Raw genomic sequence first — 26,905 nt, 5'->3', positions numbered from 1 at the left:
GGAGAAAATGGATTAACCGACTTTATTTTGCGAAAGGCATTCCCAGCTGACCCAGCAGCTCGCGGGATTCCTCGTCCGTCTTAGCAGTCGTTACAATAACGATGTCCATACCGCGGACTTTATCCACTTTGTCATATTCGATCTCGGGGAAGATCAATTGTTCTTTAAGACCAAGTGTGTAGTTACCACGGCCGTCAAAGGCTTTAGTGGAAACACCACGGAAGTCACGTACGCGTGGAAGCGTTACGTTGAACAATTTGTCCAAGAAGTAATACATACGCTCGCCGCGCAGTGTTACTTTAACCCCAATCGGCATATTTTCGCGTAGTTTGAAACCAGCGATGGATTTTTTAGCTTTAGTGATTACTGGTTTTTGACCAGCGATCAACTGCATGTCATTAACTGCAGCATCAAGTACTTTGGAGTTTTGAACAGCGTCACCCACACCCATGTTGATGACAACCTTCTCGATCTTAGGCACTTGCATAACAGTTGTATAGTTAAACTTCTGCATCAAAGCAGGTGTTATTTCGTTGAGATAACGTTCTTTCATTCTTGCTGCCATGAAGATTTAACCTCCTTTCTTAAGGGCTAGATTAGTCGATAATCTCTCCGGATCTTTTAGCAATCCGAACTTTTTTACCGTTGTCCAATACTTTGTAACCGATACGTGTTACTTTGCCGGACTTCGGATCGATGTGCATTACGTTGGACACATGAATCGAAGCTTCCTGCTCAATAATTCCACCCTGTGGATTCAGCTGGTTCGGCTTTTGGTGTTTTTTCACCATATTGACGCCTTCTACCAGAACGCGGTTTTCACGAGGATAAGCAGCGATGACACGGCCTTTTTTGCCTTTGTCTTTACCACTAATCACAAGCACCACATCATCTTTCTTCACGTGCAGTTTATTGTTATGGGATTCCAGAACTTTTTTCACTCTAGGCATTTATTACACCTCCTATAACTAACCTTCAACTTATTGGTGCTCGTGTTTATTAGATTACTTCCGGTGCCAAGGAAACGATCTTCATGTAGTCTTTATCGCGAAGTTCGCGAGCAACTGGTCCAAAGATACGTGTTCCACGAGGGCTTCTGTCGTCTTTAACAACAACAGCTGCATTTTCGTCGAATGCGATGTAAGATCCATCTTTACGACGAACGGAACGTTTCGTACGAACAACTACCGCTCTAACAACATCACCTTTTTTGACAACGCCGCCTGGTGTTGCTTGTTTAACGGAACAAACGATCAAATCACCGATTGCTGCTGTACGGCGTCCAGTACCACCCAGTACGCGGATACACATCAGTTCCTTCGCACCAGAGTTGTCAGCCACATGCAAGCGTGTAAATGGTTGAATCATTATAATTTCCTCCTTCCGGAAAAACTCTTTTGATTATCTTAGATGATAACCGCTTTTTCAACCACTTCAACTAGTCTCCAACGTTTGTCCTTGGACAACGGACGAGTTTCCATGACTTTTACGGTATCGCCAATTTTCGCAACGTTTTCCTCATCATGTGCTTTGAATTTCTTCGTAGACTTGATGCGTTTGTGGTACAAGTTATGCTTCTTATAGGTTTCAACAGCGACTACGATGGTTTTATCCATTTTATCACTGACCACTTTACCGATTAGCACTTTACGTGCATTACGTTCTTCGCTCATTAGTTAGCCTCCTTCCTGAATACGGATCTGAGATCCGTCTCACTTAACTAATCCCAAGCACTCTTTGATGGATTACGGTTTTAGCACGAGCTATTTCCTTACGCACGTCACGAATCCGAGTCGGGTTGTCCAGTTGGCCAGTTGCCAATTGGAAACGGAGATTAAAAAGTTCCTCTTTGAATCCAGCGATCTTTTGTTCAATCTCAGCAGTGGTTAAGTTGCGAAGTTCATTAGCTTTCATTTGCTTCACCACCCAATTCTTCACGTTTCACAAACTTAGTCTTAACAGGCAGCTTGTGAGCGGCAAGACGCATCGCTTCACGAGCGATTTCTTCCGACACGCCTCCGAGTTCGAACATAATCTTGCCCGGTTTAACTACGGCTACCCATTTCTCAACGTTACCTTTACCACTACCCATACGAACCTCGAGAGGCTTTTGAGTAATAGGCTTATCTGGGAAAATCTTGATCCAAACTTGACCGCCACGTTTGATATAACGTGTCATTGCGATACGAGCAGCTTCGATCTGACGGTTAGTGATCCAAGATGGTTCCATTGCAACCAGGCCGAATTCGCCGAAGTTCAATTCAGTACCACCCTTTGCCATACCCTTCATGTGTCCGCGTTGTTGCTTGCGGTGTTTTACGCGTTTTGGTACCAACATGATTAGTTGCCTCCTTCCTGAGCAGCTTGTTTCTTAGCTGGGGGAAGAACTTCTCCACGGTAGATCCATACTTTTACGCCGATAAGACCGTAAGTTGTATGTGCTTCAGCCGTTCCGTAATCGATATCGGCACGAAGCGTATGAAGTGGAACTGTTCCTTCGCTATAACCTTCTGAACGAGCAATCTCAGCTCCGCCAAGACGTCCGCCTACTTGAGTTTTAATCCCTTTTGCGCCAGAACGCATTGTTCTTTGAATCGCTTGTTTGAGTGCACGACGGAACGATACACGACGTTCCAATTGTTGAGCAATGCTCTCAGCTACAAGAATTGCATCCAATTCAGGGTGCTTGATTTCATTGATGTTGATGTGTACTTTTTTGCCACCAGCGATTGCTGTAACTGCGCTGCGAAGTACTTCTACTTCTGCTCCGCCCTTACCAATAACCATACCTGGTTTAGCAGTGTGAATTGTAACGTTCACGCGGTTAGCCGCTCTTTCGATCTCGATATGGGAAACAGCGGAATCCTTCAACTTACCTTTAAGGTATTCCCGGATTTTGACGTCTTCCATCAGAAGAGTACCGAAATCTTTTCCTGCATACCATTTAGATTCCCAATCGCGAATGATCCCGATCCGGAGTCCGATTGGATTTACCTTTTGACCCACGTGTTATCCCTCCTTATTTCTCAGATACCACCAGTGTAATGTGGCTCGTGCGTTTATTGATCCGACTTGCGCGGCCCATGGCGCGCGGACGGAAACGTTTCATAGTAGGTCCTTGGTTAACGAAAACCTCGCTAACGAACAAACTGTTCACGTCCAAAGAATAGTTATGCTCAGCATTCGCAATTGCCGAATTAAGCAACTTCTCAACGACCGGAGAAGCGGATTTCGGAGTGTGGCGAAGAATAGCAATTGCTTCCCCCACTTGCTTACCACGAATCAAGTCAACAACCAGTTTCGCTTTACGAGCGGAAATCCGCACCGATCTTGCATGTGCTTTTGCTTCCATTGTTTAACCTCCTTTCAAACAGAGACCTTATTATTATCTTCTTGTTTTCTTATCGTCACCCGCGTGGCCTTTGTAAGTACGTGTTGGCGCGAACTCGCCCAACTTGTGACCTACCATATCTTCTGTTACGTATACAGGCACGTGTTTACGGCCGTCATATACACCAAACGTATGTCCGATAAACTGAGGGAAAATGGTTGAGCGACGGGACCAAGTTTTAACTACAACCTTTTTTTCAGCCTCGTTCAGTTCCTCAACTTTTTTAAGCAGGTAGCCATCGATAAACGGCCCCTTCTTTAAACTGCGACCCATGTGTGAATCCTCCCTTCATCCGGTTCTTCAAACCGCGAATCGACGCTTCGCGCTTTATTAACTTGCCAGAAGCGTCTTATTTTGTGCGGCGGCGAACGATATATTTATCAGATGCCTTGTTTTTCTTACGCGTTTTGTAACCAAGGGTTGGTTTACCCCATGGAGACATAGGCGATTTACGTCCGATTGGAGCGCGGCCTTCACCACCACCGTGTGGGTGATCGTTCGGGTTCATTACTACACCGCGTACTTCAGGGCGACGGCCCAGCCAGCGACTACGTCCAGCTTTACCGATTTTGATCAATTCATGATCTTCGTTACCTACGGAACCGATAGTTGCACGGCATACGCTAAGGATCTTACGAACCTCACCGGATGACAAACGAACGGAACAGTACTTTTCTTCTTTACCAAGCAATTGAGCTTCTGTACCAGCAGCACGAACCAATTGTCCGCCTTTACCTGGTTTCAACTCAATGTTGTGGATAACTGTACCCACTGGGATGTTCTCCAGTGCAAGACTGTTACCAATTTTGATGTCGGCTGTTGGGCCGGACTCTACTTTATCTCCAACTTTTAGGCCTTTAGGAGCGATGATATAACGTTTCTCTCCATCAGCATAGTGGATCAAAGCAATATTAGATGTACGGTTCGGGTCATACTCGATTGTAGCAACGCTACCTGGTATGCCGTCTTTAGTCCGTTTGAAGTCGATAATACGGTATTTACGTTTGTGTCCGCCGCCATGGTGACGAACCGTAATTTTACCTTGGTTGTTGCGTCCCGCATGTTTGAACAGCGGAGAAAGCAACGATTTCTCTGGCTGGTTTGTTGTGATTTCTTCAAACGTAGACACAGACATATGGCGTCTTGCCGGAGAGGTCGGTTTGTACTTTTTGATTGGCACTATAGTTTCCTCCTTACTTTAAGAGTATTATTCTACCGCTTCAAAAAATTCAAGCGGTTTGCTGTCCGGGCTAAGCTTAACGATGGCTTTTTTCCACTCTGGAGTGTAACCAGAATATTTACCATAACGTTTCAGTTTGCCAGGCACGCGCATTGTGTTCACATTAGTTACTTTTACTTTGAAAATAGCCTCGACAGCTTTTTTGATTTCGGTTTTGTTAGCACGGATATCCACTTCAAAAGCGTATTTCATTTCGCTCATGTAGTCGGAAGTACGTTCCGTAATCACCGGACGTTTGATAATATCACGAGGATCTTTCATTACGCGAACACCTCCTCTACCTTCAGAACTGCTTCTTTAGTGATGATCAGTTTGTCGTACGTCAGTACGTCAAGAACATTAATGCCGTCAGCCGCTACGAATTTCACCCCAGGGATGTTACGAGCGGAAAGTGCTACGTTATCATCATAGCTAGTAGCTACGATCAAAGCTTTGCGTTCCACTTTCAGGTTGTTCAAGATTGCTGCGAATTCTTTCGTCTTCGGAGCATTCATTGTCAAGCTATCCAATACGATAATGTCATTCTCGAGTACTTTCGAGGACAAAGCGGATTTGATCGCCAAACGACGAACCTTCTTAGGCAATTTCCAGGAATAGCTACGTGGTGTTGGTCCGAAGACAACGCCGCCGCCTTTCCATTGTGGAGAACGAATGGATCCTTGACGAGCGCGACCTGTACCTTTTTGTTTCCAAGGCTTACGTCCACCGCCACGAACTTCAGAACGTCCTTTTACTTTGTGTGTACCACGACGAAGGGAAGCTCTTTGCATAAGCGCAGCTTCGTGTAGAACGTGCTCATTCGGTTCAATACCGAATACTGTATCGCTCAGTTCTACTTCACCAACTTCGTTGCCACTAATATTAAAAAGTGTTACTTTTGGCATTTCATGTTCCTCCTTTCTTAGGTAATTATTTCTTAACGGTTTGTTTAACTTTCACGAAGCTGTTTTTAGGACCTGGGATAGCGCCTTTAACCAGCAACACGTTACGTTCAACGTCAACCTTGATGATTTCAAGCTTTTGAACCGTGATAGTCGTGTGACCCATATGTCCTGGGAGGCGTTTGCCCTTCGGAACACGGTTAGCTTGGATAGAACCCATGGAACCCGGTCTTCTGTGGTAACGCGATCCGTGTGCCATTGGTCCGCGGCTTTGTCCCCAACGTTTGATATTACCTTGGAAACCTTTACCTTTAGATGTGCCAGTTACGTCAACAAATTCGCCCTCAGCAAAAATATCAGCCTTCAGTTCTTGTCCAACCTCGAGAGACCCGAGGTCAACACCGCGAATTTCACGAACGTAGCGCTTAGGTGTTGCATTTGCCTTTTTGGCGTGACCTTGTTCAGGCTTATTGGAGCGACTTTCTTTTTTATCAGAAAAGCCCAATTGCACTGCTTCATATCCGTCGATATTCAGGTCTTTCTTTTGCAGTACTACACAAGGGCCTGCTTCGATAACAGTAACAGGAATTACGTTACCTTCTGGAGTAAACACTTGAGTCATACCGAGTTTTTTTCCTAAGATACCTTTCAATGTTGACACCTCTTTTCTTTTCCTAAGTTGCTAAAAATAGAATTACAATTTGATTTCGATATCTACACCGGACGGTAGATCCAAGCGCATCAAGGCATCCACAGTTTGTGGTGTTGGGTTCACAATATCGATCAAACGTTTGTGAGTCCGTTGTTCAAACTGTTCACGGGAATCCTTGTACTTGTGTACCGCACGGAGAATAGTAATGATTTGCTTCTCAGTTGGCAACGGAATCGGTCCAGATACACCAGCACCCGAACGTTTTGCAGTTTCAACGATTTTCTCTGCGGATTGATCAAGAATTCTGTGGTCGTATGCTTTCAAGCGAATACGAATTTTTTGCTTTGCCATTTTAGTCCCTCCTTCTATCGCCCAATTTATTATCGGACATACTCCGTGAAAATTTTCTGACGTCGACCTCATGGCAAAGGGGCCGGGTGTGTCAGTAACCTCTCACATCATCGCAACGTCTCAGAACAACATTTATTATTATATATAATAGGCAGCAGTATTGCAAGCTAAAATAACAAAACAACGCATATTTTTTTCATGCGTTGCTTTATTACTATTATATAGGTTAAAGATTCGCAGTGGCAGACTTAAAAATCTCAGCTGACTCCGCAGTCTGTGCTGTTGCTGACCCAATTCCCTCTATTGTCTGAATCAATGTTTTTATTTCTTCTTCTACTATAACAATCTCTTGTGTGCTACTCCTCATCGCCTCTACAATTTCGGAAAACAAAAGACTAGTCTCAACGGATTGATATCTCCCACTTTTGGTTAGCTCTTGTACCTTACGTATCTCCTCAACGACCTGTTGTGTGAGACTTCCCGATTTATAAGTCAGCTCTACGATCTGAATTACAGTATTCTTCGTATCCTCTGCCAACCGACTAACTTCTTGAGCAACTACACTAAACCCTCTACCATGCACTCCGGCTCTAGCGGCTTCTATCGTTGCATTAAGTGAAAGAATTTTAGTTTGATCTGCAATATCTTTAACTGAGTTTACGATTTTTTGAATTTGTTTAGAGGAATTGCTTAATTCGTAGACTGAATGTTCCATTTCACTAGTACTTTGATAAATAAGATTAATCTGTCCTGTTAAGCTATCCAAATGCTCATGTCCATCTGTAGCCAACCCCTGCGACTCTACAGCGGATGTAGCTGTACGTTGGAATGTTCTACTCACTTCATTGCTACTGGCTACTAGCTGCTTCACAGCGGCATTTGTATCGATACTAAAATCTATTAATTCGCTGCTGAATTCAGCAATTTTCTGCTTTAATTCATTTTTAACCAAAAGGTATTGCTGTTCCTTCTCTTTGACGTTCTCCTTCTCGTATTCCTCTAGGACAAGTTGTTGTTCAAGGTTAAGCAGCTTAGTTACGGTCTTAACTACATGTAGACGCGTATTGTCATCATGTGTCTCATTATAGATAACTTGTATAAAAACGTTCTGAAGATTTTGAAAAGCAGATAAGTACCATTTAGGCTCAAGTCCTACTCTTTTATGAATATTAGCAATCTTCATTCGCTTTGCTATGTATTCTTCATCAACTTTGCCATCAAAAATTTCAATGATATGCTCGCGGAGTGTTGTTTTCAACCTCTCGATACTACTATGCTCCAATATAATGGCTTCGAGTTTATCCACACCTAATACCGAATTATAAAATTGATCAATGATATAGTCTATATTTTTTTCAACGCTAGGCTTCACCCTACGTAATAAGTTCAAATCTGATTCAGATAGATCAATCATTCTCATTTGCTCATTGAGTTCGTCATAACCCTCAAGAGTATGAAAAAAATCTTCAGTACGCTTAGTCTGGTGTTTATGTTCTATCAAATTAGGGGTGTGAGAATCCTCGTTATTATTACGTGATGTTATAGCATGCATGAATGAAAAAGGACATTTTCCCATGTTATCACTCTCCCCTCAATTACTATTTTTTTACAATATTACCTTCCTTTCATTTTACTCTATGATTATTAAAATTGTAAATAATTTATCGTTGAATTTTGTTGAATTTTGTAGAATTATTCGAAATTTCATACTTATTTTATCGTATATTGTCGAATTTAGAATGGTTTATCCTATAAAATAACAAAAAGCCCCGGATTCTCCGCAAGAAGAATCCGGGGCACTATGATTCAGAGTCTACCCGCAGATAGAAACGAATTTATTTTTGGATGGAAGCTACGCTACCTGCTCCAACTGTACGTCCACCTTCGCGAATGGAGAATTTAGTACCTTCTTCAATAGCGATAGGGGAGATCAAAGCAACAGTTACAGTGATGTTGTCACCAGGCATAACCATTTCAGTACCTTCTGGCAAGTTGATAATGCCAGTTACGTCAGTTGTACGGAAGTAGAACTGTGGACGGTAACCAGTGAAGAATGGTTTGTGACGTCCTCCTTCTTCTTTAGTCAAAACGTAGATTTGAGCAGTGAACTCAGTGTGTGGTTTAACAGAGTTCGGTTTAGCCAATACTTGGCCACGCTCGATCATAGTACGGTCTACACCACGAAGCAAAGCTCCGATGTTGTCGCCCGCTTGAGCGGAATCCAGCAATTTACGGAACATTTCTACGCCCGTAACTACGGATTTCTTAGTTTCTTCGTGAATACCAACGATTTCGATTTCTTCTCCGACTTTAACTGTTCCGCGTTCTACGCGACCAGTTGCCACAGTACCGCGGCCAGTGATGGAGAATACATCTTCGACAGGCATCAAGAATGGTTTGTCAGTTTGACGCTCTGGAAGTGGAATGTACTCGTCGATTGTTTCGAACATTTCAACAATCTTCTTAGCATATTCGCCTTCTGGGTTTTGAAGAGCTTCACGAGCAGAACCACGAATGATTGGAGTGTCGTCGCCTGGGAAGTCATACTCGCTCAGCAAGTCACGAACTTCCATTTCAACCAATTCCAACAACTCTTCGTCTTCAACCATGTCGCATTTGTTCAAGAAAACAACGATGTATGGAACACCTACTTGACGGGACAACAGGATGTGCTCGCGAGTTTGTGGCATAGGACCATCAGCTGCGGATACAACCAGGATAGCTCCGTCCATTTGCGCTGCGCCAGTGATCATGTTTTTAACATAGTCGGCGTGACCAGGGCAGTCTACGTGAGCGTAGTGACGGTTAGGAGTTTCATATTCAACGTGGGAAGTGGAGATTGTGATACCACGTTCGCGCTCTTCAGGAGCTTTGTCGATTTGATCGAATGCGATAGCTGCGCCACCGTAAGTTTTGGACAATACAGTAGTGATTGCAGCAGTCAGAGTCGTTTTACCATGGTCGACGTGACCAATAGTACCGATGTTAACGTGCGGTTTGTTACGTTCAAACTTTGCCTTTGCCATTTGAACAGTTCCTCCTTAATGTGGGGTTCCTTATATTTGAGCCGCCCGCATATATGTTTATCTTAGATGACTGAGTAATTATACTCGGACGGCAAGTTAAAACTAGTAATTATTCTCCGCCTTTGTTCTTAGCAGCGATCTCTTCCGCAATGGATTTAGGAACTTCTTCATAGTGAGAAAGCTCCATTGAGAATACGCCACGTCCTTGAGTACCAGAACGAAGAGTTGTAGAGTATCCGAACATTTCGGAAAGAGGCACCTTAGCACGGATAATTTGCGCTCCACCACGGGAATCCATACCTTCGATACGGCCACGGCGGGAGTTCAGCATACCCATAACATCACCCATATATTCCTCAGGAACAGTTACTTCTACTTTCATGATTGGCTCAAGCAGGACAGGTTTACACTTGTCTTTAGCTGCTTTAAGCGCCATCGAGCCGGCAATTTTAAATGCCATTTCGTTGGAATCGACATCATGGTAAGAACCATCAACGATGGTAGCTTTAACGTCTACAAGCGGGAAGCCTGCAAGTACGCCGTTTTTCATTTGTTCTTCGATACCCGCAAGTGCAGGAGCGATGTACTCTCTAGGAACCGAGCCACCGACAACTTTACTTTCGAATTTGCTACCAGTACCTGGCTCGAGGGGTTCAAATTCAACCCACACGTGACCGTATTGACCACGACCACCAGATTGGCGTACAAATTTACCTTCGACGCGAGCAGGTGCCTTGAACGTTTCGCGGTAAGCAACCTGTGGTTTACCCACATTGGTTTCTACTTTGAACTCACGACGCATACGGTCGATGATGATGTCCAAGTGAAGTTCACCCATACCAGCCAGGATAGTTTGGCCTGTTTCTTCATCAGTATGAGCACGAAGAGTTGGATCCTCTTCAGTCAACTTACCGAGAGCAACGCCCAATTTATCTTGGTCAGCTTTTGTTTTTGGTTCAACAGCGATTTCGATAACTGGATCAGGGAAGTTCATTGATTCCAGAATTACTGGATGCTTCTCATCACACAGTGTATCACCTGTACTGGTGTCTTTCAAACCAACTGCTGCAGCGATGTCGCCAGAATACACGATGGAAATCTCTTGACGGCTGTTAGCATGCATTTGAAGGATACGACCAATACGTTCACGCTTGTTCTTAGTAGCATTAACTACGTAAGATCCGGACTCTAGAATACCAGAGTATACACGGAAGAACGTAAGTTTACCTACATAAGGGTCAGTCATGATTTTAAATGCCAAAGCTGCAAACGGTTCTTCATCCGAAGAATGACGAACTGCTTCAGTTCCATCATCAAGATGTCCAGTGATAGCTGGAACGTCAAGAGGAGATGGCAAGTAATCAACAACAGCATCCAGCATAAGCTGAATCCCTTTGTTACGGTAGGAGGATCCAACAATTACAGGGAACAATTTAACTTCAACTACGCCTTTGCGCAGTGCAGCTTTAATTTCCGGAACTGTAATTTCTTCGCCTTCCAGGTACTTCATAGTCAGATCTTCATCAAGTTCAGCAACTTTCTCGATCAACTCGAGACGCAGCTCCTCAACTTTGGCCAAATATTCTTCCGGAATATCCGTTACTTCGATGTTTTGGCCTAGATCATCTCTGAACATGTGTGCTTTTTGCTCAACAAGGTCGATAATACCAGTGAAATCACTTTCTGCACCAATTGGCAATTGAATAGCAACTGCATTGGCTTGAAGGCGATCACGCATAGTTTCGATTACGTTAAGGAAATCCGCACCGATAATGTCCATTTTGTTCACATATGCAATACGTGGAACGTTATAACGGTCAGCCTGTCTCCATACGGTTTCAGACTGAGGCTCAACGCCCTCTTTTGCACTAAATACACCTACTGCCCCATCCAATACACGCAGGGAACGTTCAACTTCAACAGTGAAGTCAACGTGTCCTGGGGTATCAATGATATTGATGCGGTGACCTTTCCACGCAGCAGTCGTAGCAGCGGACGTAATCGTGATTCCGCGCTCTTGTTCTTGCTCCATCCAGTCCATTGTAGCAGCACCCTCGTGAACTTCACCGATTTTGTGCGTACGGCCTGTATAGAAAAGAATCCGCTCTGTGGTAGTTGTTTTACCAGCATCAATATGCGCCATGATCCCGATATTACGTGTATTTTTTAAGGAGAACTCTCTAGCCATGAAATGGATCTCCCTTCAAAATATAAGTTATTTGAATGACCTTAATCCTACCAACGGTAGTGAGCGAACGCTTTGTTTGCTTCAGCCATTTTGTGTGTATCTTCGCGTTTCTTAACAGAAGCGCCTGTGTTGTTGGAAGCGTCGATGATCTCAGCCGCCAAACGCTCTTCCATCGTCTTCTCACCGCGGTTGCGAGAGTAGTTTACGAGCCAACGTAATCCCAGAGCAGTACGTCTCTCTGGTTTAACCTCGATAGGTACTTGATAGTTAGCACCACCGACACGACGAGCTTTGACTTCCAAAACCGGCATGATATTCTTGATGGCAGCTTCGAAAACTTCCATCGGATCTTTACCCGTACGTTCTTCAATCAATTTGAATGAATTGTACAGAATGCTTTGAGCGACACCTCTTTTACCACCCAGCATAATGCGGTTAATCAAACGAGTAACCAACTTGCTATTATACAACGGATCTGGCAATACGTCTCTCTTAGTAACTGGACCTTTGCGTGGCATGGATATCCCCCTTTCTTAAATGTTTATTATTCTAGAATTTTTTCTTATTTCTTAGCTTTAGGACGTTTAGCACCGTATTTAGAACGAGCTTGCATCCGGTTAGCTACACCTGCTGTATCCAATGCACCACGAACGATATGGTAACGAACCCCTGCAAGGTCCTTTACTTTACCTCCGCGAAGTAATACAACACTGTGCTCTTGTAAGTTATGTCCGATACCCGGGATATAAGCTGTTACCTCGAGACGGTTCGTCAAACGAACACGGGCATATTTACGAAGCGCTGAGTTTGGTTTACGTGGAGTCATAGTACCAACACGAGTGCACACACCGCGTTTTTGCGGAGCGCTCAAATTTGTAGCCTCACGCTTGAGGGCGTTATACCCTTTTTGAAGAGCGGGAGATTTAGATTTTTCGATTTTGGCTTGACGGCCTTTACGAACCAATTGGTTAATTGTTGGCATGTTGTTGCCACCCCCTTCCTGAAATGATAGCCGATTTAAGAACTCTAAGCCCACAGACCCAGGCGGTTCATAAAAAGACAAATGAAAAGTTCTTGCCGCTGGAGTTCACCCCAGTACAAAAACATTTCCGTAGCTATTGTTTTAAGACGGCTGCCATCGCAGCGCCAACTTCTATTCCGCAGGCCTTGCCCAAATTCAGCATCGTATCCACGTATGTGATCTTAACACCTTGTTTGTTACAAAGCATAACTATCCTGGAAGTAAGCCTTTGATCTCCGTCCTCTGCCACATAGACTTCTGCAGCTTGGCCCAACTCTACCGCCTTGACGGTTTGTTTGGTACCGATCTTGACCTGAGCATCCTGTAGTCCTCTATCATCAGTCACAATCATTACCTCCAATGAACAAGGATAACATGGCTACTCACGCACCTTAGACATTTTAGCATTATCAATAGATGGTGTCAAGAAATTCAGCAATAATTTTTATGAATATTATACACAGCAGATATTCGTGTCACACCTATGATTAGGTATGACACGAGTTCACTACCATGTTTGCTAATTTATTCAGCAGGAACCGGCTCTAAAGATTCAAGCGCGCTTTCTGCATTTGGATCACTTAGCTTAACATTACGGTAACGATTCATACCAGTACCTGCAGGAATCAACTTACCGATAATAACATTTTCTTTGAGTCCAAGCAACTTATCTACTTTGCCTTTGATAGCAGCGTCTGTTAAGACACGAGTAGTTTCTTGGAAAGATGCAGCGGATAAGAAGGAATCTGTCTCAAGAGATGCCTTGGTAATACCGAGTAAGACCGGTTTAGCAACTGCAGGCTCTTTACCTGACAAGATGGCTTCCTTATTAGCAGCTTCATATTCATGAATATCCGCAAACGCGCCTGGTAACAGACTTGTGTCACCTGCATCAATGATACGGATCTTCCGAAGCATTTGTTTGATCATAACTTCAATGTGCTTATCATTGATCTCAACGCCCTGGTTACGATATACACGCTGAACTTCTTGCAGAATGTAGTTTTGTACCCCACGGATCCCTTTGATTCGCAGCATTTCTTTAGGGTCAATCGAACCGTCTGTCAACTCATCGCCGGCTTCAATTTCTTGGCCTTCGCTGACACGTAGACGTGATCCATAAGTAATGGAATAAGTCTTGGATTCTGCTTCACCTTGAACCTCGATTTCACGACGATCCTTAGTTTCACGGATTTCCTTGATTACACCATCGATCTCACTGATTGTAGCCTGACCTTTAGGGTTACGGGCTTCAAACAACTCTTGAATACGCGGCAAACCTTGCGTGATGTCATCACCGGCAACACCGCCGGTATGGAACGTACGCATTGTAAGCTGGGTTCCTGGTTCACCGATAGATTGTGCAGCGATAATACCAACCGCTTCACCGATCTCAACGTGTTTACCAGTTGCCAAGTTACGACCGTAACATTTCTTACAAACACCATGACGAGCACGGCAGCTTAGTACAGAGCGGATTTGTAGCTTAGTTACACCAGCGTCTACGATTGCTTCCGCTTTATCGGAGTCAATCAAATCGTTGCGGTGAACAATGATTTCGCCTGTTTCCGGATGACGAACAGTCTCGAAGCAGTAACGACCTTCAATACGGTCATACAGATCCTCAATAACCTCTTTACCATCCTGAATACGACTAACTGTAAATCCTTTATCCGTTCCACAATCTTCCTCACGGACGATAACGTCCTGAGCTACGTCAACGAGACGACGAGTCAAGTAACCGGAGTCAGCAGTACGAAGTGCGGTATCGGCAAGACCTTTACGCGCTCCGTGAGTGGAGATAAAGTACTCCAAGACCGTAAGACCTTCACGGAAGTTCGCTTTAATTGGCAATTCGAAAATCCGACCCGAAGGTGTTGCCATCAGACCACGCATACCACCCAGCTGAGTGATCTGCGATTTGTTACCCCGCGCTTTGGAGTCAACCATGAGCATGATTGAGTTGAAACGGTCCATCGATTTAAGCAGGATGTTCGTAAGATCATCCTTCGTCTTCGACCAGATCTCAATAACGCGGTCGTACCGTTCGTCATTAGTGATCAGACCACGGCGATATTGGTTAGCAACCACATCTACCTTAGCTTCGGACTCTTTCAGGATCGTAACTTTCTCCTCAGGCACGATAACATCCGACACAGCAACGGTAACACCGGAACGTGTGGAGTAAGTAAAGCCGAGTTGTTTAATTTTATCCAAAATCATAGAGGTTTTGGTTGTATGATAAGTTTCAAAACAACGTGCGATAATCAGACCCAGGTATTCTTTACCTACAGCGCTGGCTTCAGGAGCGGATTCAATCAGCTCGCGAATATCTGCGCCCTTTTCATAGATAAAGTATTTCTCTGGCGTGCCATGCAGCAAGTTAGTCTTAGTCGCTTCATTGATATAAGGGAAACTACTTGGGTAAATTTCATTAAAGATAATCTTACCGATCGTAGTAATCAACATTGCACCTTGTTGTTTTTCCGTAAAGCAAGTCTTACCTAGTGCTTTAACTGGAATAGCTACACGAGCATGAAGACCTGCAGTTCCGCGTTGGTAAGCTGATACAGCTTCATTTACGGTACGCAGAATCATACCTGATCCTTTTTCTTCCTTGTTGTCCATGGTCAGGTAGAAAGTACCAAGGACCATATCCTGGGAAGGTGTTACAACCGGTTTTCCGTCTTTAGGGTTCAAGATATTACCGGATGCAAGCATGAGAATACGTGCTTCCGCTTGAGCTTCTGCTGACAGAGGAACGTGCACCGCCATTTGGTCACCGTCAAAGTCGGCGTTATAAGCCGTACATACGAGTGGGTGAAGACGAATAGCATGACCTTCCACCAAAATCGGTTCAAAAGCTTGGATACCGAGACGGTGAAGTGTTGGTGCGCGGTTTAGAAGTACTGGGTGCTCTCTGATTACTTCTTCAAGTACATCCCACACTTCAGGACTTACACGCTCAACTTTACGTTTTGCGCTCTTTATGTTGTGGGCTAGGCCCTTATTAACCAATTCCTTCATGACAAAAGGCTTGAACAATTCTAGCGCCATTTTCTTAGGGAGTCCGCACTGATACATCTTGAGGTACGGTCCTACAACGATAACGGAACGACCAGAGTAGTCAACCCGTTTACCGAGCAAGTTCTGACGGAAACGTCCTTGTTTACCTTTCAGCATGTGGCTGAGAGATTTCAATGGACGGTTACCAGGACCCGTTACCGGACGTCCTCTACGGCCGTTATCGATGAGAGCATCGACAGCTTCCTGTAGCATCCGTTTCTCGTTCTGCACGATAATGTCAGGCGCACCAAGATCCAACAGTCTTTTCAGACGGTTGTTCCGGTTAATAACACGACGATAAAGATCGTTCAAATCAGACGTAGCAAAACGGCCACCATCCAATTGAACCATCGGACGAAGCTCCGGAGGAATAACCGGAAGAACATCCATGATCATCCAATCAGGTTTGTTGCCTGAGTTACGGAATGCTTCAATGACTTCCAGACGTTTGATCGCCCGGTTACGACGTTGGCCTTGGGCCGTACGCAGTTCTTCTTTGAGGAATTCCAGCTCTTTTTCGATGTCGATGTCTTGAAGAAGCTTCTTAACAGCTTCAGCACCCATGCCCGCTTGGAATCCGTAACCGTATTTTTCACGGTAGCTACGATATTCTTTCTCGGATAGAAGTTGTTTCTTTTCCAGTGGTGTTTCACCTGGGTCAGTTACAACATACGAAGCGAAGTAGATAATCTCTTCAAGTGATCTTGGAGACATATCTAGTGCCAAACCCATACGGCTTGGGATACCTTTGAAGTACCAGATATGAGATACCGGAGCAGCCAATTCAATGTGACCCATACGTTCACGACGAACTTTAGCACGAGTAACTTCAACGCCACAACGGTCGCAGACTACGCCCTTATAACGGACACGTTTGTATTTACCGCAATGACATTCCCAGTCTTTTTGCGGTCCAAAGATACGCTCACAGAAAAGACCCTCTTTTTCCGGTTTCAATGTACGATAGTTAATGGTTTCCGGTTTCTTAACTTCTCCGCGGGACCATGAACGAATCTTCTCCGGAGAAGCGAGTCCGATTTTCATAAATTCAAAATTGTTAACGTCCAACAAGGAGCAACCCTCCTTAACCTAATCCTGATTTAGTACCGCTTTGCCCTCCTCTGACTGTTACATCAAAAGAGGGCGCGGTCCTTTATAAAATGGAACTCAAAAGCTCCAACGTGATTATTCTACTCCGACTTCTGCGCCTTCTAAATTGAGGCTCAGCTTGTCGCCTGACGTCTCGTCCTCATCGTCCAATTCTCTCATTTCAATTTCCTGCTCGTCACCGCTAAGAATCTTAACATCCATACCCAGGGACTGCAGTTCTTTGATCAATACCTTGAACGACTCAGGAACACCTGGTTCCGGTACATTTTCACCTTTGACAATGGATTCGTACGTCTTCACGCGACCAACCACGTCATCGGATTTTACAGTCAAAATTTCTTGCAATGTATATGCAGCACCGTAAGCTTCAAGCGCCCACACTTCCATCTCCCCGAAACGCTGTCCACCAAACTGAGCTTTACCACCCAGTGGCTGTTGCGTAACTAGTGAGTAAGGTCCTGTTGAACGGGCGTGAATCTTATCATCAACCATGTGCGCCAGTTTGATCATATGCATGACGCCGACAGTAACTTCACGTTCGAAGCGTTCACCTGTACGACCATCGTACAATACAGTCTTACCATTACGCTGCATACCAGCTTCTTCCATCGTATCAAATACGTCGTACTCACGTGCTCCGTCGAATACCGGCGTTGCAATGTGAATTCCCAGACGCAATGCGGCCATACCAATATGGACCTCAAGCACCTGTCCGATGTTCATACGAGAAGGAACGCCTAGAGGGTTAAGAACGACCTGTACTGGCGTACCGTCCGGAAGGAACGGCATATCTTCTTCTGGCAGGATACGAGCAACGACACCCTTGTTACCGTGACGTCCGGCCATTTTGTCACCTTCAGAAATCTTACGTTTCTGAGCGATGTACACACGAACCAATTGATTTACGCCAGGAGGCAGCTCATCGCCGTTCTCGCGTGTAAATACTTTAACGTCAACGATAATACCATCACTACCGTGAGGAACGCGTAAAGAGGTATCCCTTACTTCACGAGCCTTCTCACCAAAGATAGCGTGTAGGAGACGCTCTTCTGCAGTCAATTCAGTTACACCCTTAGGAGTAACCTTACCAACTAGAATGTCACCAGCACTGATTTCCGCACCGATGCGGATAATTCCACGCTCATCAAGATTGCGCAGAGCTTCTTCGCCCACGTTTGGAATATCACGTGTGATTTCTTCAGGTCCCAGTTTAGTGTCACGAGCTTCGGATTCGTATTCCTCGATATGAATCGAAGTGTATACATCTTCCTTAACTAGCTTTTCACTTAACAGGATCGCATCCTCGTAGTTGTAACCTTCCCAAGTCATGAACGCAACGACTACGTTACGACCAAGAGCAAGTTCGCCCATTTCTGTAGAAGGACCGTCCGCCAGGATGTCACCCTTCTTAACAATATCCCCTCTTTTAGCTAGAGGACGTTGGTTAATACAGGTACCTTGGTTAGAACGCATAAATTTGTGTAATTTATATTTAACGATATCGCCTTTAACTTCTTTGCCTTCGACAGTTTCAACCCGGCGCAGCCAAATTTCATTAGCTGAAGAGCGTTCGATAATACCGTCATATTTAGAAACAACACATACGCCAGAATCCTTAGCGGATTTATGTTCCATCCCTGTTCCGACGAGCGGAGCTTTAGGAATTAGAAGTGGAACGGCTTGACGCTGCATGTTAGATCCCATCAGAGCGCGGTTGGAGTCATCGTTCTCAAGGAACGGAATGAGCGCCGTAGCGACGGATACGACCTGTTTAGGCGAAACGTCCATGTAATCTACACGATTACTTGGCATTGTTGTAATGTTGTCAGAGTCTTTATTGTAACGAACGATTACCATGTCTTCCTTAAAGGAGCCATCTTCATCGATCAATACGTTAGCCTGAGCAACTACATAATTATCTTCCTCATCAGCAGTCAGATAATCGATTTGTTCAGTTACCTTACCTGTCTTTGGATCTACCCAACGATACGGAGCTTCGATAAAGCCGTATTCGTTGATACGAGCAAAGGTGGACAAGGAGTTGATCAATCCAATGTTCGGACCTTCCGGTGTTTCAATTGGACACATCCGGCCGTAGTGACTGTGATGGACGTCACGAACTTCAAAGCCCGCGCGTTCACGTGTCAAACCACCAGGTCCGAGTGCAGACAGACGACGTTTATGCGTAAGTTCCGCAAGTGGGTTCGTCTGGTCCATAAACTGAGACAGCTGGGAGCTACCGAAGAACTCTTTAATGGACGCGATAACCGGACGAATATTGATCAGAGCTTGAGGCGTAATTGCATTAGCATCCTGAATCGACATTCTTTCACGCACAACGCGCTCCATACGGGACAAACCGATACGGAACTGATTTTGCAGAAGTTCACCCACAGAACGCAGACGACGGTTACCCAGATGGTCGATATCATCGGTATTACCAATTCCGTGAAGCAAATTAATAAAGTAGCTGATCGAGGATATAATATCAGCTTGAGTAATGTGCTTAACAGACTTGTCGATGTTGCCGTTAGCGATCAGCTTAATAACCCGACCTTCTTCAATTGGCGAGAATACGTCAATCGTTTGAAGAGGAATATCTTCGCTGTCCATAACTCCACCAGTAACACGGTAGTTCTTAAAGGCAACATTCTTTTCGAAGTAAGGAATCAATTCATCAAGCAGTCTGCGATCGACCATTTGACCAGACTCAGCCAGGATTTCCCCTGTAGCTTCGTCAACCAAAGGCTGAGCAAGACGTTGATTGAAAAGACGGTTCTTAATGTGTAGCTTTTTATTGATTTTGTAACGGCCTACATTAGCTAGGTCGTAGCGTTTTGGATCAAAGAAACGCGCGACCAGCAAACTTTTGGCATTGTCTAGTGTCGGCGGTTCGCCCGGACGCAAACGCTCATAAATTTCAATAAGCGCCTTCTCCGTGGAGTCCGTGTTGTCTTTATCCAGCGTATTGCGAATATATTCATCATTGCCAAGCAATTCCAGAATTTCGGCATCACTACCGAAACCGAGAGCACGCAAAAGCACGGTAACAGGAATTTTACGAGTCCGATCGATACGAACATACATAATATCCTTAGCGTCGGTCTCAAGTTCCAACCAGGCTCCGCGGTTCGGGATTACTGTGGCGGTGTAGGTTTTTTTGCCGTTCTTATCCACTTTTGTGCTGAAATAGACGCTTGGAGAGCGAACCAACTGGCTGACAATAACCCGTTCCGCACCGTTAATAATAAAAGTGCCGGTCTCCGTCATCAGCGGGAAATCTCCCATGAACACTTCCTGCTCTTTGACCTCACCGGTCTCCTTATTAATGAGCCGCACCTTTACACGCAGAGGAGCCGCATACGTCACGTCCCGCTCTTTAGCGTCGTCAACCGTATATTTTGGTTCACCCAGGCTGTAATCAATGAACTCTAGTACCAAATTACCTGTGAAATCCTGGATCGGCGAGATGTCCTGAAACATTTCCCGCAATCCTTCCTCCAAAAACCAATCATAAGATTTTTGTTGGATCTCGATCAGGTTCGGGACCTCGAGTACCTCGTTAATTCTCGCATAGCTCCGCCGAGTGCGTCGACCATACTGAACAAGATGTCCTGCCAACTTTACTCACCCCTCATGTCTACTCACTTAAAAATTGATTGCGAACCCTTGTTTGGAACCGTATAATGGAACCATACTACAAGGATTCAGTCATAAATAAAAGAAAAGCCCTTATCGAAATCTTCGAAAAAAGAGCGCACTTATCCATGACCAAAATACTCCTTATCCAGTAGATTTGCCCAAAACGTACATATTATACGTCACCAAGCAACAGTTTATGCGCTATTATCTATTACCGCGTAACACTCGCTACGCCAGAGCATAGAGAACCAATTCGCAAAAAACTTGCCGTACGGCTTGCGCTAGCCGGCGACAATATATCGCTTGACATTTTCAGCAAACTAAAGACATGGAGCCTATCTTAATACTGACATTTTATAATAATACCATTATCACTATCACATGTCAATAACCTATTGATTTTTATTTTTGAGCTTTAATAATACGATAACCTTTATCTTTGCCCACTTCTTCTACATTTGAGAACAAGCTTTCAAGTTTAGCTACCGCTGAAGGAGCGCCCTGCTTCTTCTGAATAACAATCCACAGAAATCCCCCCTCATTTAAATGCTCATAAGCTTCTTCAAAAATCTGATGCACTACAGCTTTTCCTGCACGTATCGGAGGATTGGTAAGAATCACATCGAACTTTTGTTGTTCATTCAATGCGCCGAGCACATCGCTTTCCATTACCGTAACATTCCGGATTCCATTGTGCTGGGCATTTTCACGCGCAAGTTCTACCGCACGACTATTAATATCAATCATCGTAACTTGCCCTTTGGGGGCTAGGTATGCTGCACTTATACCTATCGGTCCATATCCGCAGCCCACATCAAGCACTGCCGAACCGTCCGGAATATCCATAGCTTCAATGAGAACTCGACTACCGTAATCGATGTCTCCTTTAGAGAACACACCCGCATCACTTGTGAAGCGAAAGCTTTTGCCTCTTAGAACGGTGTCGATGGTACGTCTGTCATGACGCACTTCCGGTTGCTGCGAATAATAATGTTGCGACATCTCTATCCTCCCTTTCCTTTATGTTAATAGTTTGTATTCACACAACCCTACTAACTCTATCAAGCATAAACGCCTCTGATGTCCTTATAAGGACGGTAAGCGTTCAAGCGAGAAATATAAAGATAAAGTATAACGTGAAACTTATACTTTCTTATATTTTTATAAAATAAACCCCTTGAACAAGTTCAAGGGGTTTTCAGTATAGAAGGAATTACTTCACTTCTACAGCTGCGCCTGCTTCTTCCAATTTTGCTTTAGTAGCTTCGGCTTCGTCTTTGCTTACTTTTTCTTTGATTGCTTTTGGTGCGTTGTCTACAAGGTCTTTAGCTTCTTTCAAGCCAAGGCCTGTGATTTCGCGAACGATTTTGATAACGTTGATTTTGGAAGCGCCAGCGCCTGTCAAAATTACGTCAAATTCGGATTGCTCTTCAGCTACTGCTGCTACCGCACCGCCAGCTGCTACTGGAGCTGCTGCTGTTACGCCGAATTCTTCTTCAATTGCTTTAACCAGGTCGTTCAGTTCCAATACGCTCATGCCTTTAATTGCTTCCAAGATTGCTTCTTTACTCATGATTGAACCTCCATTTATAATTTAAATTTGTTTGTGGTATTGATTTATGCTGCAAGAGCCAAAGGCTTACGCGCTTTGTTCTTCTTTTTCAGCAACAGCTTTAACTGCAAGCGCGAAGTTGCGCATTGGAGCTTGAAGTACGCTAAGCAGCATGGACAGCAAACCATCGCGGGATGGAAGCTCAGCCAGTGCTTTCAATTGGTCCGCGTCGATGACACGTCCTTCTACTACGCCGCCTTTCAATTTCAAAGCGTCGTTTTTCTTGGCGAAATCGTTCAAAATTTTAGCTGGAGCTACTGCATCAGTTGTGCTGAATGCGATAGCTGTTGGACCAGTCAAAACTTCATCCAACTCAGTCAACTCAGCCGCAGCAGTTGCGCGACGTAGCAATGTGTTCTTCAGGACTTGAAACTCAACGCCAGCTTCACGAAGTTGCTTACGCAGTTCAGTCACTTGGGAAACGTTCAATCCACGATAGTCCGCTACAACAGTCGAAAGACTGTTTTGCAGTTTCGCAGTAACAACGTCAACCGCATCCTGTTTTGCTTGAATTACTTTTGCATTTGCCAATGTATACACCTCCTGAAAATTTATGTGTCGGCGTCCTTTCCAAGGAAAGCATCACCGCTCCTACGCAGGCATTAGAAAAGCCTCCGCAGAATCACGAAGGCTTGATAAAACGAAAGTTATACGAGCGAGCTCGTTACTTCTTGTTTCTATCACAACACCTCGGTAGGGAATTAAGCACTAAGGCACCTACTGTCTACGGTAAGCATATTCAAGGTTAAGATTGATACCTTAAGTTTCACAACTGTTATAGATTATCAAAATTGACCCAAAGAGTCAACCCTTATTTATCTGAAGACGGTTGTGTTCACACGAGCGCTAGGACCCATTGTGGAAGAAATCGAGATGCCTTTAAGGTATACACCTTTAGCAGCAGCTGGTTTCGCACGGTTCAAAGCGTCGATAAGAGCTTTAAGGTTATCGTTCAATTGTGCAGCATCAAAGGACACTTTGCCGATTGGCGCGTGAATTTGACCTGCTTTGTCAAGACGATATTCGATTTTACCGGCTTTGATTTCTTGCACAGCCTTGGAAACATCGAATGTAACTGTGCCAGCTTTAGGGTTAGGCATAAGACCTTTACCACCAAGCAGACGACCCAGTTTACCGACTTCACTCATCATATCAGGTGTAGCTACGCAGACATCAAATTCAAACCAGCCTTGTTGAATTTTGTTGATCATGTCTTGATCACCAACAAAATCCGCGCCAGCAGCTTCTGCCTCTTTCGCTTTTTCACCTTTTGCAAATACAAGCACGCGTTGTGTTTTACCAGTGCCGTGAGGCAGGACAACAACACCACGAACTGCTTGGTCTTGTTTACGCGGGTCTACACCCAGACGAACTGCTGCTTCAACGGTTTCGTCGAATTTTGCAGTCGCTGCCTTTTTCACAAGCTCTACAGCTTCTGAAGGCTCGTAAGTTGCTTCGCTGTTGATCAGCTTAGCAGCTTCTTGGTATTTCTTACCATGTTTAGCCATGAAAATGTTCCTCCTTTGTGGTGTTAGCGGAAATTCCTCCCACATACTTGCGGGTCACGAATGACCGATTCTTCGAAAACTACTAGTCTTCGATTGTGATACCCATACTGCGAGCAGTACCTTCAACCATACGCATTGCAGCTTCTACAGATGCAGCGTTAAGGTCTGGCATTTTTGTTTCAGCAATTTCACGAACCGCAGCGCGGCCGATTTTTGCTACTTTTTTCTTGTTTGGTTCGCCGGATCCTTTTTCTACTTTAGCAGCGATGCGAAGCAGAACAGCAGCCGGAGGAGTTTTAGTGATGAACGTAAAGGAACGGTCTTCAAATACTGTAATTTCAACCGGAATGATCAAGCCAGCCTGGTCGGCAGTACGAGCATTAAATTCCTTACAGAATGCCATGATGTTGACACCTGCTTGACCTAACGCCGGACCTACTGGAGGCGCTGGATTCGCTTTCCCTGCAGGAATCTGCAGTTTCACCATTTTAATAACTTTTTTAGCCATGAGTGACACCTCCTTGCAAAAATAGTGGTCTTCGAACGCCATTGGCGCTCTCCCACAAGAAACCCTTAGCTTATGTTATATTTTCTCCACTTGAGTGAAATCCAACTCTAGCGGGGTTTCCCGTCCAAACATGTTCACATGCACTTTGATCTTGCTCTTGTCAGCCAAAATTTCTTCCACGGATCCCACAAAATTCGCAAACGGACCAACCATAATACGTACGGATTCCTTGATTTCGAAATCAATCTTCGCTTTAGGTTCAACCATGCCCATATGCTTCAGAATTTGTTCTACCTCTTCCGGAAGCAAAGCTGTTGGTTTAGACCCTGAGCCTGTCGAACCAACAAATCCAGTAACGCCCGGAGTATTGCGGACAACATACCAGGAATCATCAGTCTGAACCATTTCCACCAAAACATAACCCGGGTAAACTTTACGCATAACGGTTTTTTTCTTACCGTCTTTGTTTACGATTTCTTCTTCCATAGGAACAAGAACGCGGAATATTTTGTCTTCCATGCCCATGGACTCAACGCGCTTTTCCAAATTGGCTTTGACCTTATTCTCATACCCAGAATAGGTATGAACGACATACCATCTTTTTTCCATATCAAGCCACCTGGGACCTCTCTAAATAATCGCTTCAATCACAGCGGAAATACCGATGTCCAGAACCCAGAAGTAAATAGCGACAACTACAATTGTACCGAGAACGATCAATGTATAGTTGGTCAATTCTTTACGACTTGGCCAGCGAACTTTTTTGAGTTCACTCCAGCTCTCAGTGAAAAAGGAAAACATAGACTTGAAACTACGTTTCATGCCGACTACACCTCCACAGACTATCTGGTTTCGCGATGAGGAGTTTGCGAGTTACAATACTTGCAAAATTTCTTCATCTCCATGCGGTCGGGGTGATTTCGCTTGTTTTTGGTAGTCGCATAGTTTCTTTGTTTGCAACTTGTACAAGCCAAAGTGATAATTACCCGCATGATGTGCACCTCCCGAGACGTCCTTCTAACATTACAATTAGAAGACGTAAATATTGATCCTAAAAAAAGCCGCGAATTTAGGCCTACCTAAAACACTTTAGCATAATGTCAAGGTCTGTGTCAACGAAAGAATTCCGTTCTGCACTGGGTAATTTCGGGTGTTATAGTCATATGGCCGTACCCTGTCCTTGGGTCTATCTCTTCCTCACACTTCGCTGTCTTCCTTATCATTATGGGGCATTCCGACTGTGTATAAACCTACCCTCAACGGCAACAACTAAAATCGACTCAAATAGAAATTTATGGTGTTAGCTCCTAATTCTATCTAAGCAATTTCATGAGACTAAAAAAAAGAACTCGATGTACGAGCCCTCTTGTGTTCATTATATCATTAATTGTCACGCACTTCTAGATATCTTTCTAATTTCCGCTTTACTCGTTGTAAAGCGTTGTCAATAGATTTCACATGCCGCTTCAGATCTTCAGCAATTTCCTGATAAGATCGTCCGTCTAAATACAACATCAGAACCTTACGCTCTAGGTCACTTAAAATCTCCGCCATCTTATCTTCAAGTCCAATGAATTCTTCTTGATTGATAATTAGCTCTTCTGGATCTAGTACCTGAGTTCCACAAATGACATCCATAAGCGTCCGGTCGGAATCTTCATCATAAATGGGCTTATCCAAAGAAACATAAGAATTGAGCGGAATATGCTTCTGACGCGTGGCCGTCTTAATAGCAGTTATAATCTGACGTGTTATGCAGAGCTCAGCAAAAGCCTTGAATGAAGAGAGCTTGTCACCTTTAAAGTCACGAATAGCCTTATAGAGACCAATCATTCCTTCTTGAACAATATCTTCACGATCTGCCCCGATCAAGAAATATGAGCGGGCTTTAGCACGTACAAAATTACGGTATTTATTAATTAAGTGTTCCAATGCGCCACTGTCGCCACCACGGAAAGCCTCGACAATATCTTCATCACTTATGAAATCATACTCGGATAGCATTATTTCCTTGAGGTCGACACTCACCAAGAATCCCCCCGGCTGCAACGCAAGACACATCGTTACTTCGCGAAATATAGGATCAGTATATATTATGTTACCTTACACCGTCAACCGGATTTGTCCAAAAACAATCTGGAATAGCATAAAATGGAATAAAAATATTACCTAAATCTTTCCTCTTGTCACTGCCTACGCCAATTTTCCAGTTTACTCCGCACATCAGGAGGCAGTTTGTCTTCCAAAGAATGACGTGTAGAGCTGATACTTCCCGGTTCGATAGCTTTTTTCACTTGTTTCTGGTTCTCTTCAATTTCTAGGTGCAATTCTCTTGCAGAAATCCGCAGTGCACCTTGGGCGAAAATAATATGTTGCTCCACAAAGTCACTTGTTGCAACATAGATCTGCCGACGTCGGTTGCTAAATTCTCCAACCAATCGCTCGATGCATTCATCTGCGGTTTCTTTTTCCTTGGTGAAAAACACCTGGACTTTCCCCTGGACAAATGACCGCCCCAATCCTGGAACGCGGTATGCATCAAACACAGCAATAACTCGTCGTCCTGAGTAAGCCTGGTAATCAGCCAGCAAATCCATCAAGCGGTCGCGTGCTTCCTGCATACCAATCTGGGACAGTGCCGCTAGTTCCGGCCAGCCACCGATCATATTATACCCGTCCACAAGCAGCACATCGCGCCAGTCGGCCATA

The 26,905-nt window shown here is 44.4% G+C and carries 32 protein-coding genes and 1 other annotated feature; all 32 genes read right to left on the bottom strand.

Annotated features, from left to right (window positions below; genetic code table 11):
• Positions 1 to 22: 22 nt before the first annotated feature.
• The 32 genes from rplE to NSQ29_RS30105 all read right to left on the bottom strand — a co-directional run bounded on the left by rplE (position 23) and on the right by NSQ29_RS30105 (position 26,904).
• Positions 23 to 565, bottom strand: coding sequence for a 50S ribosomal protein L5 (rplE, locus tag NSQ29_RS30260; protein ID WP_042131222.1), 543 nt, complete (start codon positions 563 to 565; stop codon positions 23 to 25).
• Between the two features lie 31 nt (positions 566 to 596).
• Positions 597 to 950 (bottom strand): 50S ribosomal protein L24, encoded by a 354-nt coding sequence (gene rplX / locus NSQ29_RS30255; RefSeq protein ID WP_076286851.1) that lies wholly within the window; start codon positions 948 to 950, stop codon positions 597 to 599.
• A 49-nt stretch (positions 951 to 999) separates the two neighbouring features.
• Positions 1,000 to 1,368, bottom strand: a complete 369-nt coding sequence (gene rplN / locus NSQ29_RS30250; RefSeq protein WP_036680556.1) for a 50S ribosomal protein L14 — start codon at positions 1,366 to 1,368, stop codon at positions 1,000 to 1,002.
• Positions 1,369 to 1,406: 38 nt separating this feature from the next.
• Entirely contained in the window at positions 1,407 to 1,673 is a 267-nt protein-coding gene (rpsQ, locus tag NSQ29_RS30245; protein WP_042131223.1) for a 30S ribosomal protein S17, read from the bottom strand.
• 43 nt (positions 1,674 to 1,716) lie between these two features.
• The gene (rpmC, locus tag NSQ29_RS30240; RefSeq protein ID WP_019908232.1) at positions 1,717 to 1,914 is read right to left on the bottom strand and encodes a 50S ribosomal protein L29; all 198 of its coding nucleotides are present in this window, start codon (positions 1,912 to 1,914) and stop codon (positions 1,717 to 1,719) included.
• On the bottom strand, positions 1,904 to 2,338 hold the full coding sequence (gene rplP, locus NSQ29_RS30235; protein ID WP_042131224.1) for a 50S ribosomal protein L16: 435 nt from the start codon (positions 2,336 to 2,338) through the stop codon (positions 1,904 to 1,906). Before rplP ends, rpmC begins: the two co-directional genes overlap by 11 nt.
• A 2-nt stretch (positions 2,339 to 2,340) precedes the next feature.
• Entirely contained in the window at positions 2,341 to 3,006 is a 666-nt protein-coding gene (rpsC, locus tag NSQ29_RS30230) for a 30S ribosomal protein S3 (protein ID WP_042192169.1), read from the bottom strand.
• A 13-nt stretch (positions 3,007 to 3,019) separates the two neighbouring features.
• Entirely contained in the window at positions 3,020 to 3,352 is a 333-nt protein-coding gene (gene rplV / locus NSQ29_RS30225; RefSeq protein WP_036680546.1) for a 50S ribosomal protein L22, read from the bottom strand.
• Between the two features lie 33 nt (positions 3,353 to 3,385).
• Entirely contained in the window at positions 3,386 to 3,664 is a 279-nt protein-coding gene (rpsS, locus tag NSQ29_RS30220; RefSeq protein WP_036652940.1) for a 30S ribosomal protein S19, read from the bottom strand.
• Between the two features lie 76 nt (positions 3,665 to 3,740).
• A complete protein-coding gene (gene rplB, locus NSQ29_RS30215; protein ID WP_042192171.1) occupies positions 3,741 to 4,571 on the bottom strand; it encodes a 50S ribosomal protein L2 in 831 nt (276 codons plus the stop codon).
• Positions 4,572 to 4,598: 27 nt separating this feature from the next.
• Positions 4,599 to 4,892: a 50S ribosomal protein L23 gene (gene rplW, locus NSQ29_RS30210; RefSeq protein WP_036680537.1), complete on the bottom strand. Its 294-nt coding sequence runs from the start codon at positions 4,890 to 4,892 to the stop codon at positions 4,599 to 4,601.
• Positions 4,892 to 5,515 (bottom strand): 50S ribosomal protein L4, encoded by a 624-nt coding sequence (rplD, locus tag NSQ29_RS30205; RefSeq protein ID WP_042192174.1) that lies wholly within the window; start codon positions 5,513 to 5,515, stop codon positions 4,892 to 4,894. Before rplD ends, rplW begins: the two co-directional genes overlap by 1 nt.
• Positions 5,516 to 5,540: 25 nt before the next feature.
• On the bottom strand, positions 5,541 to 6,164 hold the full coding sequence (gene rplC, locus NSQ29_RS30200; RefSeq protein ID WP_076286852.1) for a 50S ribosomal protein L3: 624 nt from the start codon (positions 6,162 to 6,164) through the stop codon (positions 5,541 to 5,543).
• 42 nt (positions 6,165 to 6,206) lie between these two features.
• Positions 6,207 to 6,515, bottom strand: coding sequence for a 30S ribosomal protein S10 (gene rpsJ / locus NSQ29_RS30195; RefSeq protein WP_017692074.1), 309 nt, complete (start codon positions 6,513 to 6,515; stop codon positions 6,207 to 6,209).
• Positions 6,516 to 6,741: 226 nt separating this feature from the next.
• On the bottom strand, positions 6,742 to 8,067 hold the full coding sequence (locus tag NSQ29_RS30190) for a globin-coupled sensor protein (protein ID WP_341126707.1): 1,326 nt from the start codon (positions 8,065 to 8,067) through the stop codon (positions 6,742 to 6,744).
• A 283-nt stretch (positions 8,068 to 8,350) separates the two neighbouring features.
• Positions 8,351 to 9,541, bottom strand: coding sequence for an elongation factor Tu (tuf, locus tag NSQ29_RS30185; protein WP_042192178.1), 1,191 nt, complete (start codon positions 9,539 to 9,541; stop codon positions 8,351 to 8,353).
• Positions 9,542 to 9,650: 109 nt separating this feature from the next.
• A complete protein-coding gene (gene fusA, locus NSQ29_RS30180; protein ID WP_042192180.1) occupies positions 9,651 to 11,729 on the bottom strand; it encodes an elongation factor G in 2,079 nt (692 codons plus the stop codon).
• Positions 11,730 to 11,776: 47 nt separating this feature from the next.
• Entirely contained in the window at positions 11,777 to 12,247 is a 471-nt protein-coding gene (gene rpsG / locus NSQ29_RS30175) for a 30S ribosomal protein S7 (protein ID WP_036680520.1), read from the bottom strand.
• Between the two features lie 44 nt (positions 12,248 to 12,291).
• Positions 12,292 to 12,711, bottom strand: a complete 420-nt coding sequence (gene rpsL, locus NSQ29_RS30170) for a 30S ribosomal protein S12 (RefSeq protein ID WP_036680518.1) — start codon at positions 12,709 to 12,711, stop codon at positions 12,292 to 12,294.
• 133 nt (positions 12,712 to 12,844) lie between these two features.
• Positions 12,845 to 13,102, bottom strand: coding sequence for a ribosomal L7Ae/L30e/S12e/Gadd45 family protein (locus NSQ29_RS30165; protein ID WP_445739182.1), 258 nt, complete (start codon positions 13,100 to 13,102; stop codon positions 12,845 to 12,847).
• 173 nt (positions 13,103 to 13,275) lie between these two features.
• Entirely contained in the window at positions 13,276 to 16,887 is a 3,612-nt protein-coding gene (rpoC, locus tag NSQ29_RS30160; protein ID WP_042192182.1) for a DNA-directed RNA polymerase subunit beta', read from the bottom strand.
• Positions 16,888 to 17,001: 114 nt separating this feature from the next.
• Positions 17,002 to 20,547: a DNA-directed RNA polymerase subunit beta gene (rpoB, locus tag NSQ29_RS30155; protein ID WP_042131231.1), complete on the bottom strand. Its 3,546-nt coding sequence runs from the start codon at positions 20,545 to 20,547 to the stop codon at positions 17,002 to 17,004.
• Positions 20,548 to 20,970: 423 nt separating this feature from the next.
• The gene (locus tag NSQ29_RS30150) at positions 20,971 to 21,570 is read right to left on the bottom strand and encodes a class I SAM-dependent methyltransferase (protein ID WP_042192184.1); all 600 of its coding nucleotides are present in this window, start codon (positions 21,568 to 21,570) and stop codon (positions 20,971 to 20,973) included.
• 211 nt (positions 21,571 to 21,781) lie between these two features.
• Positions 21,782 to 22,141 carry a 50S ribosomal protein L7/L12 gene (rplL, locus tag NSQ29_RS30145; protein WP_036680508.1) on the bottom strand — a complete coding sequence of 120 codons (360 nt, stop codon included), beginning with the start codon at positions 22,139 to 22,141 and terminating at the stop codon, positions 21,782 to 21,784.
• 66 nt (positions 22,142 to 22,207) lie between these two features.
• Positions 22,208 to 22,711 carry a 50S ribosomal protein L10 gene (gene rplJ, locus NSQ29_RS30140; RefSeq protein WP_042192187.1) on the bottom strand — a complete coding sequence of 168 codons (504 nt, stop codon included), beginning with the start codon at positions 22,709 to 22,711 and terminating at the stop codon, positions 22,208 to 22,210.
• Between the two features lie 64 nt (positions 22,712 to 22,775).
• Positions 22,776 to 22,928: a sequence feature (ribosomal protein L10 leader region), on the bottom strand.
• Between the two features lie 67 nt (positions 22,929 to 22,995).
• Positions 22,996 to 23,688 (bottom strand): 50S ribosomal protein L1, encoded by a 693-nt coding sequence (gene rplA / locus NSQ29_RS30135; protein ID WP_036680504.1) that lies wholly within the window; start codon positions 23,686 to 23,688, stop codon positions 22,996 to 22,998.
• Positions 23,689 to 23,770: 82 nt separating this feature from the next.
• Positions 23,771 to 24,196, bottom strand: coding sequence for a 50S ribosomal protein L11 (gene rplK / locus NSQ29_RS30130; protein ID WP_042131235.1), 426 nt, complete (start codon positions 24,194 to 24,196; stop codon positions 23,771 to 23,773).
• 75 nt (positions 24,197 to 24,271) lie between these two features.
• Positions 24,272 to 24,805, bottom strand: a complete 534-nt coding sequence (gene nusG, locus NSQ29_RS30125) for a transcription termination/antitermination protein NusG (RefSeq protein ID WP_036680499.1) — start codon at positions 24,803 to 24,805, stop codon at positions 24,272 to 24,274.
• A gap of 21 nt (positions 24,806 to 24,826) precedes the next feature.
• On the bottom strand, positions 24,827 to 25,018 hold the full coding sequence (gene secE, locus NSQ29_RS30120) for a preprotein translocase subunit SecE (protein ID WP_036680497.1): 192 nt from the start codon (positions 25,016 to 25,018) through the stop codon (positions 24,827 to 24,829).
• Between the two features lie 20 nt (positions 25,019 to 25,038).
• Entirely contained in the window at positions 25,039 to 25,188 is a 150-nt protein-coding gene (rpmG, locus tag NSQ29_RS30115; RefSeq protein WP_076099620.1) for a 50S ribosomal protein L33, read from the bottom strand.
• Between the two features lie 391 nt (positions 25,189 to 25,579).
• A complete protein-coding gene (gene sigH / locus NSQ29_RS30110) occupies positions 25,580 to 26,224 on the bottom strand; it encodes an RNA polymerase sporulation sigma factor SigH (RefSeq protein WP_036680496.1) in 645 nt (214 codons plus the stop codon).
• Positions 26,225 to 26,382: 158 nt separating this feature from the next.
• Entirely contained in the window at positions 26,383 to 26,904 is a 522-nt protein-coding gene (locus NSQ29_RS30105) for an NYN domain-containing protein (RefSeq protein WP_076286854.1), read from the bottom strand.
• Position 26,905: the final 1 nt, after the last annotated feature.

It is taken from the genome of Paenibacillus sp. FSL F4-0236, from assembly GCF_038000135.1.
Classification (GTDB): domain Bacteria; phylum Bacillota; class Bacilli; order Paenibacillales; family Paenibacillaceae; genus Paenibacillus_AQ.
Note: the sequence above shows the minus strand (reverse complement) of the source record. Positions and strands in the feature narration are given on the sequence as shown.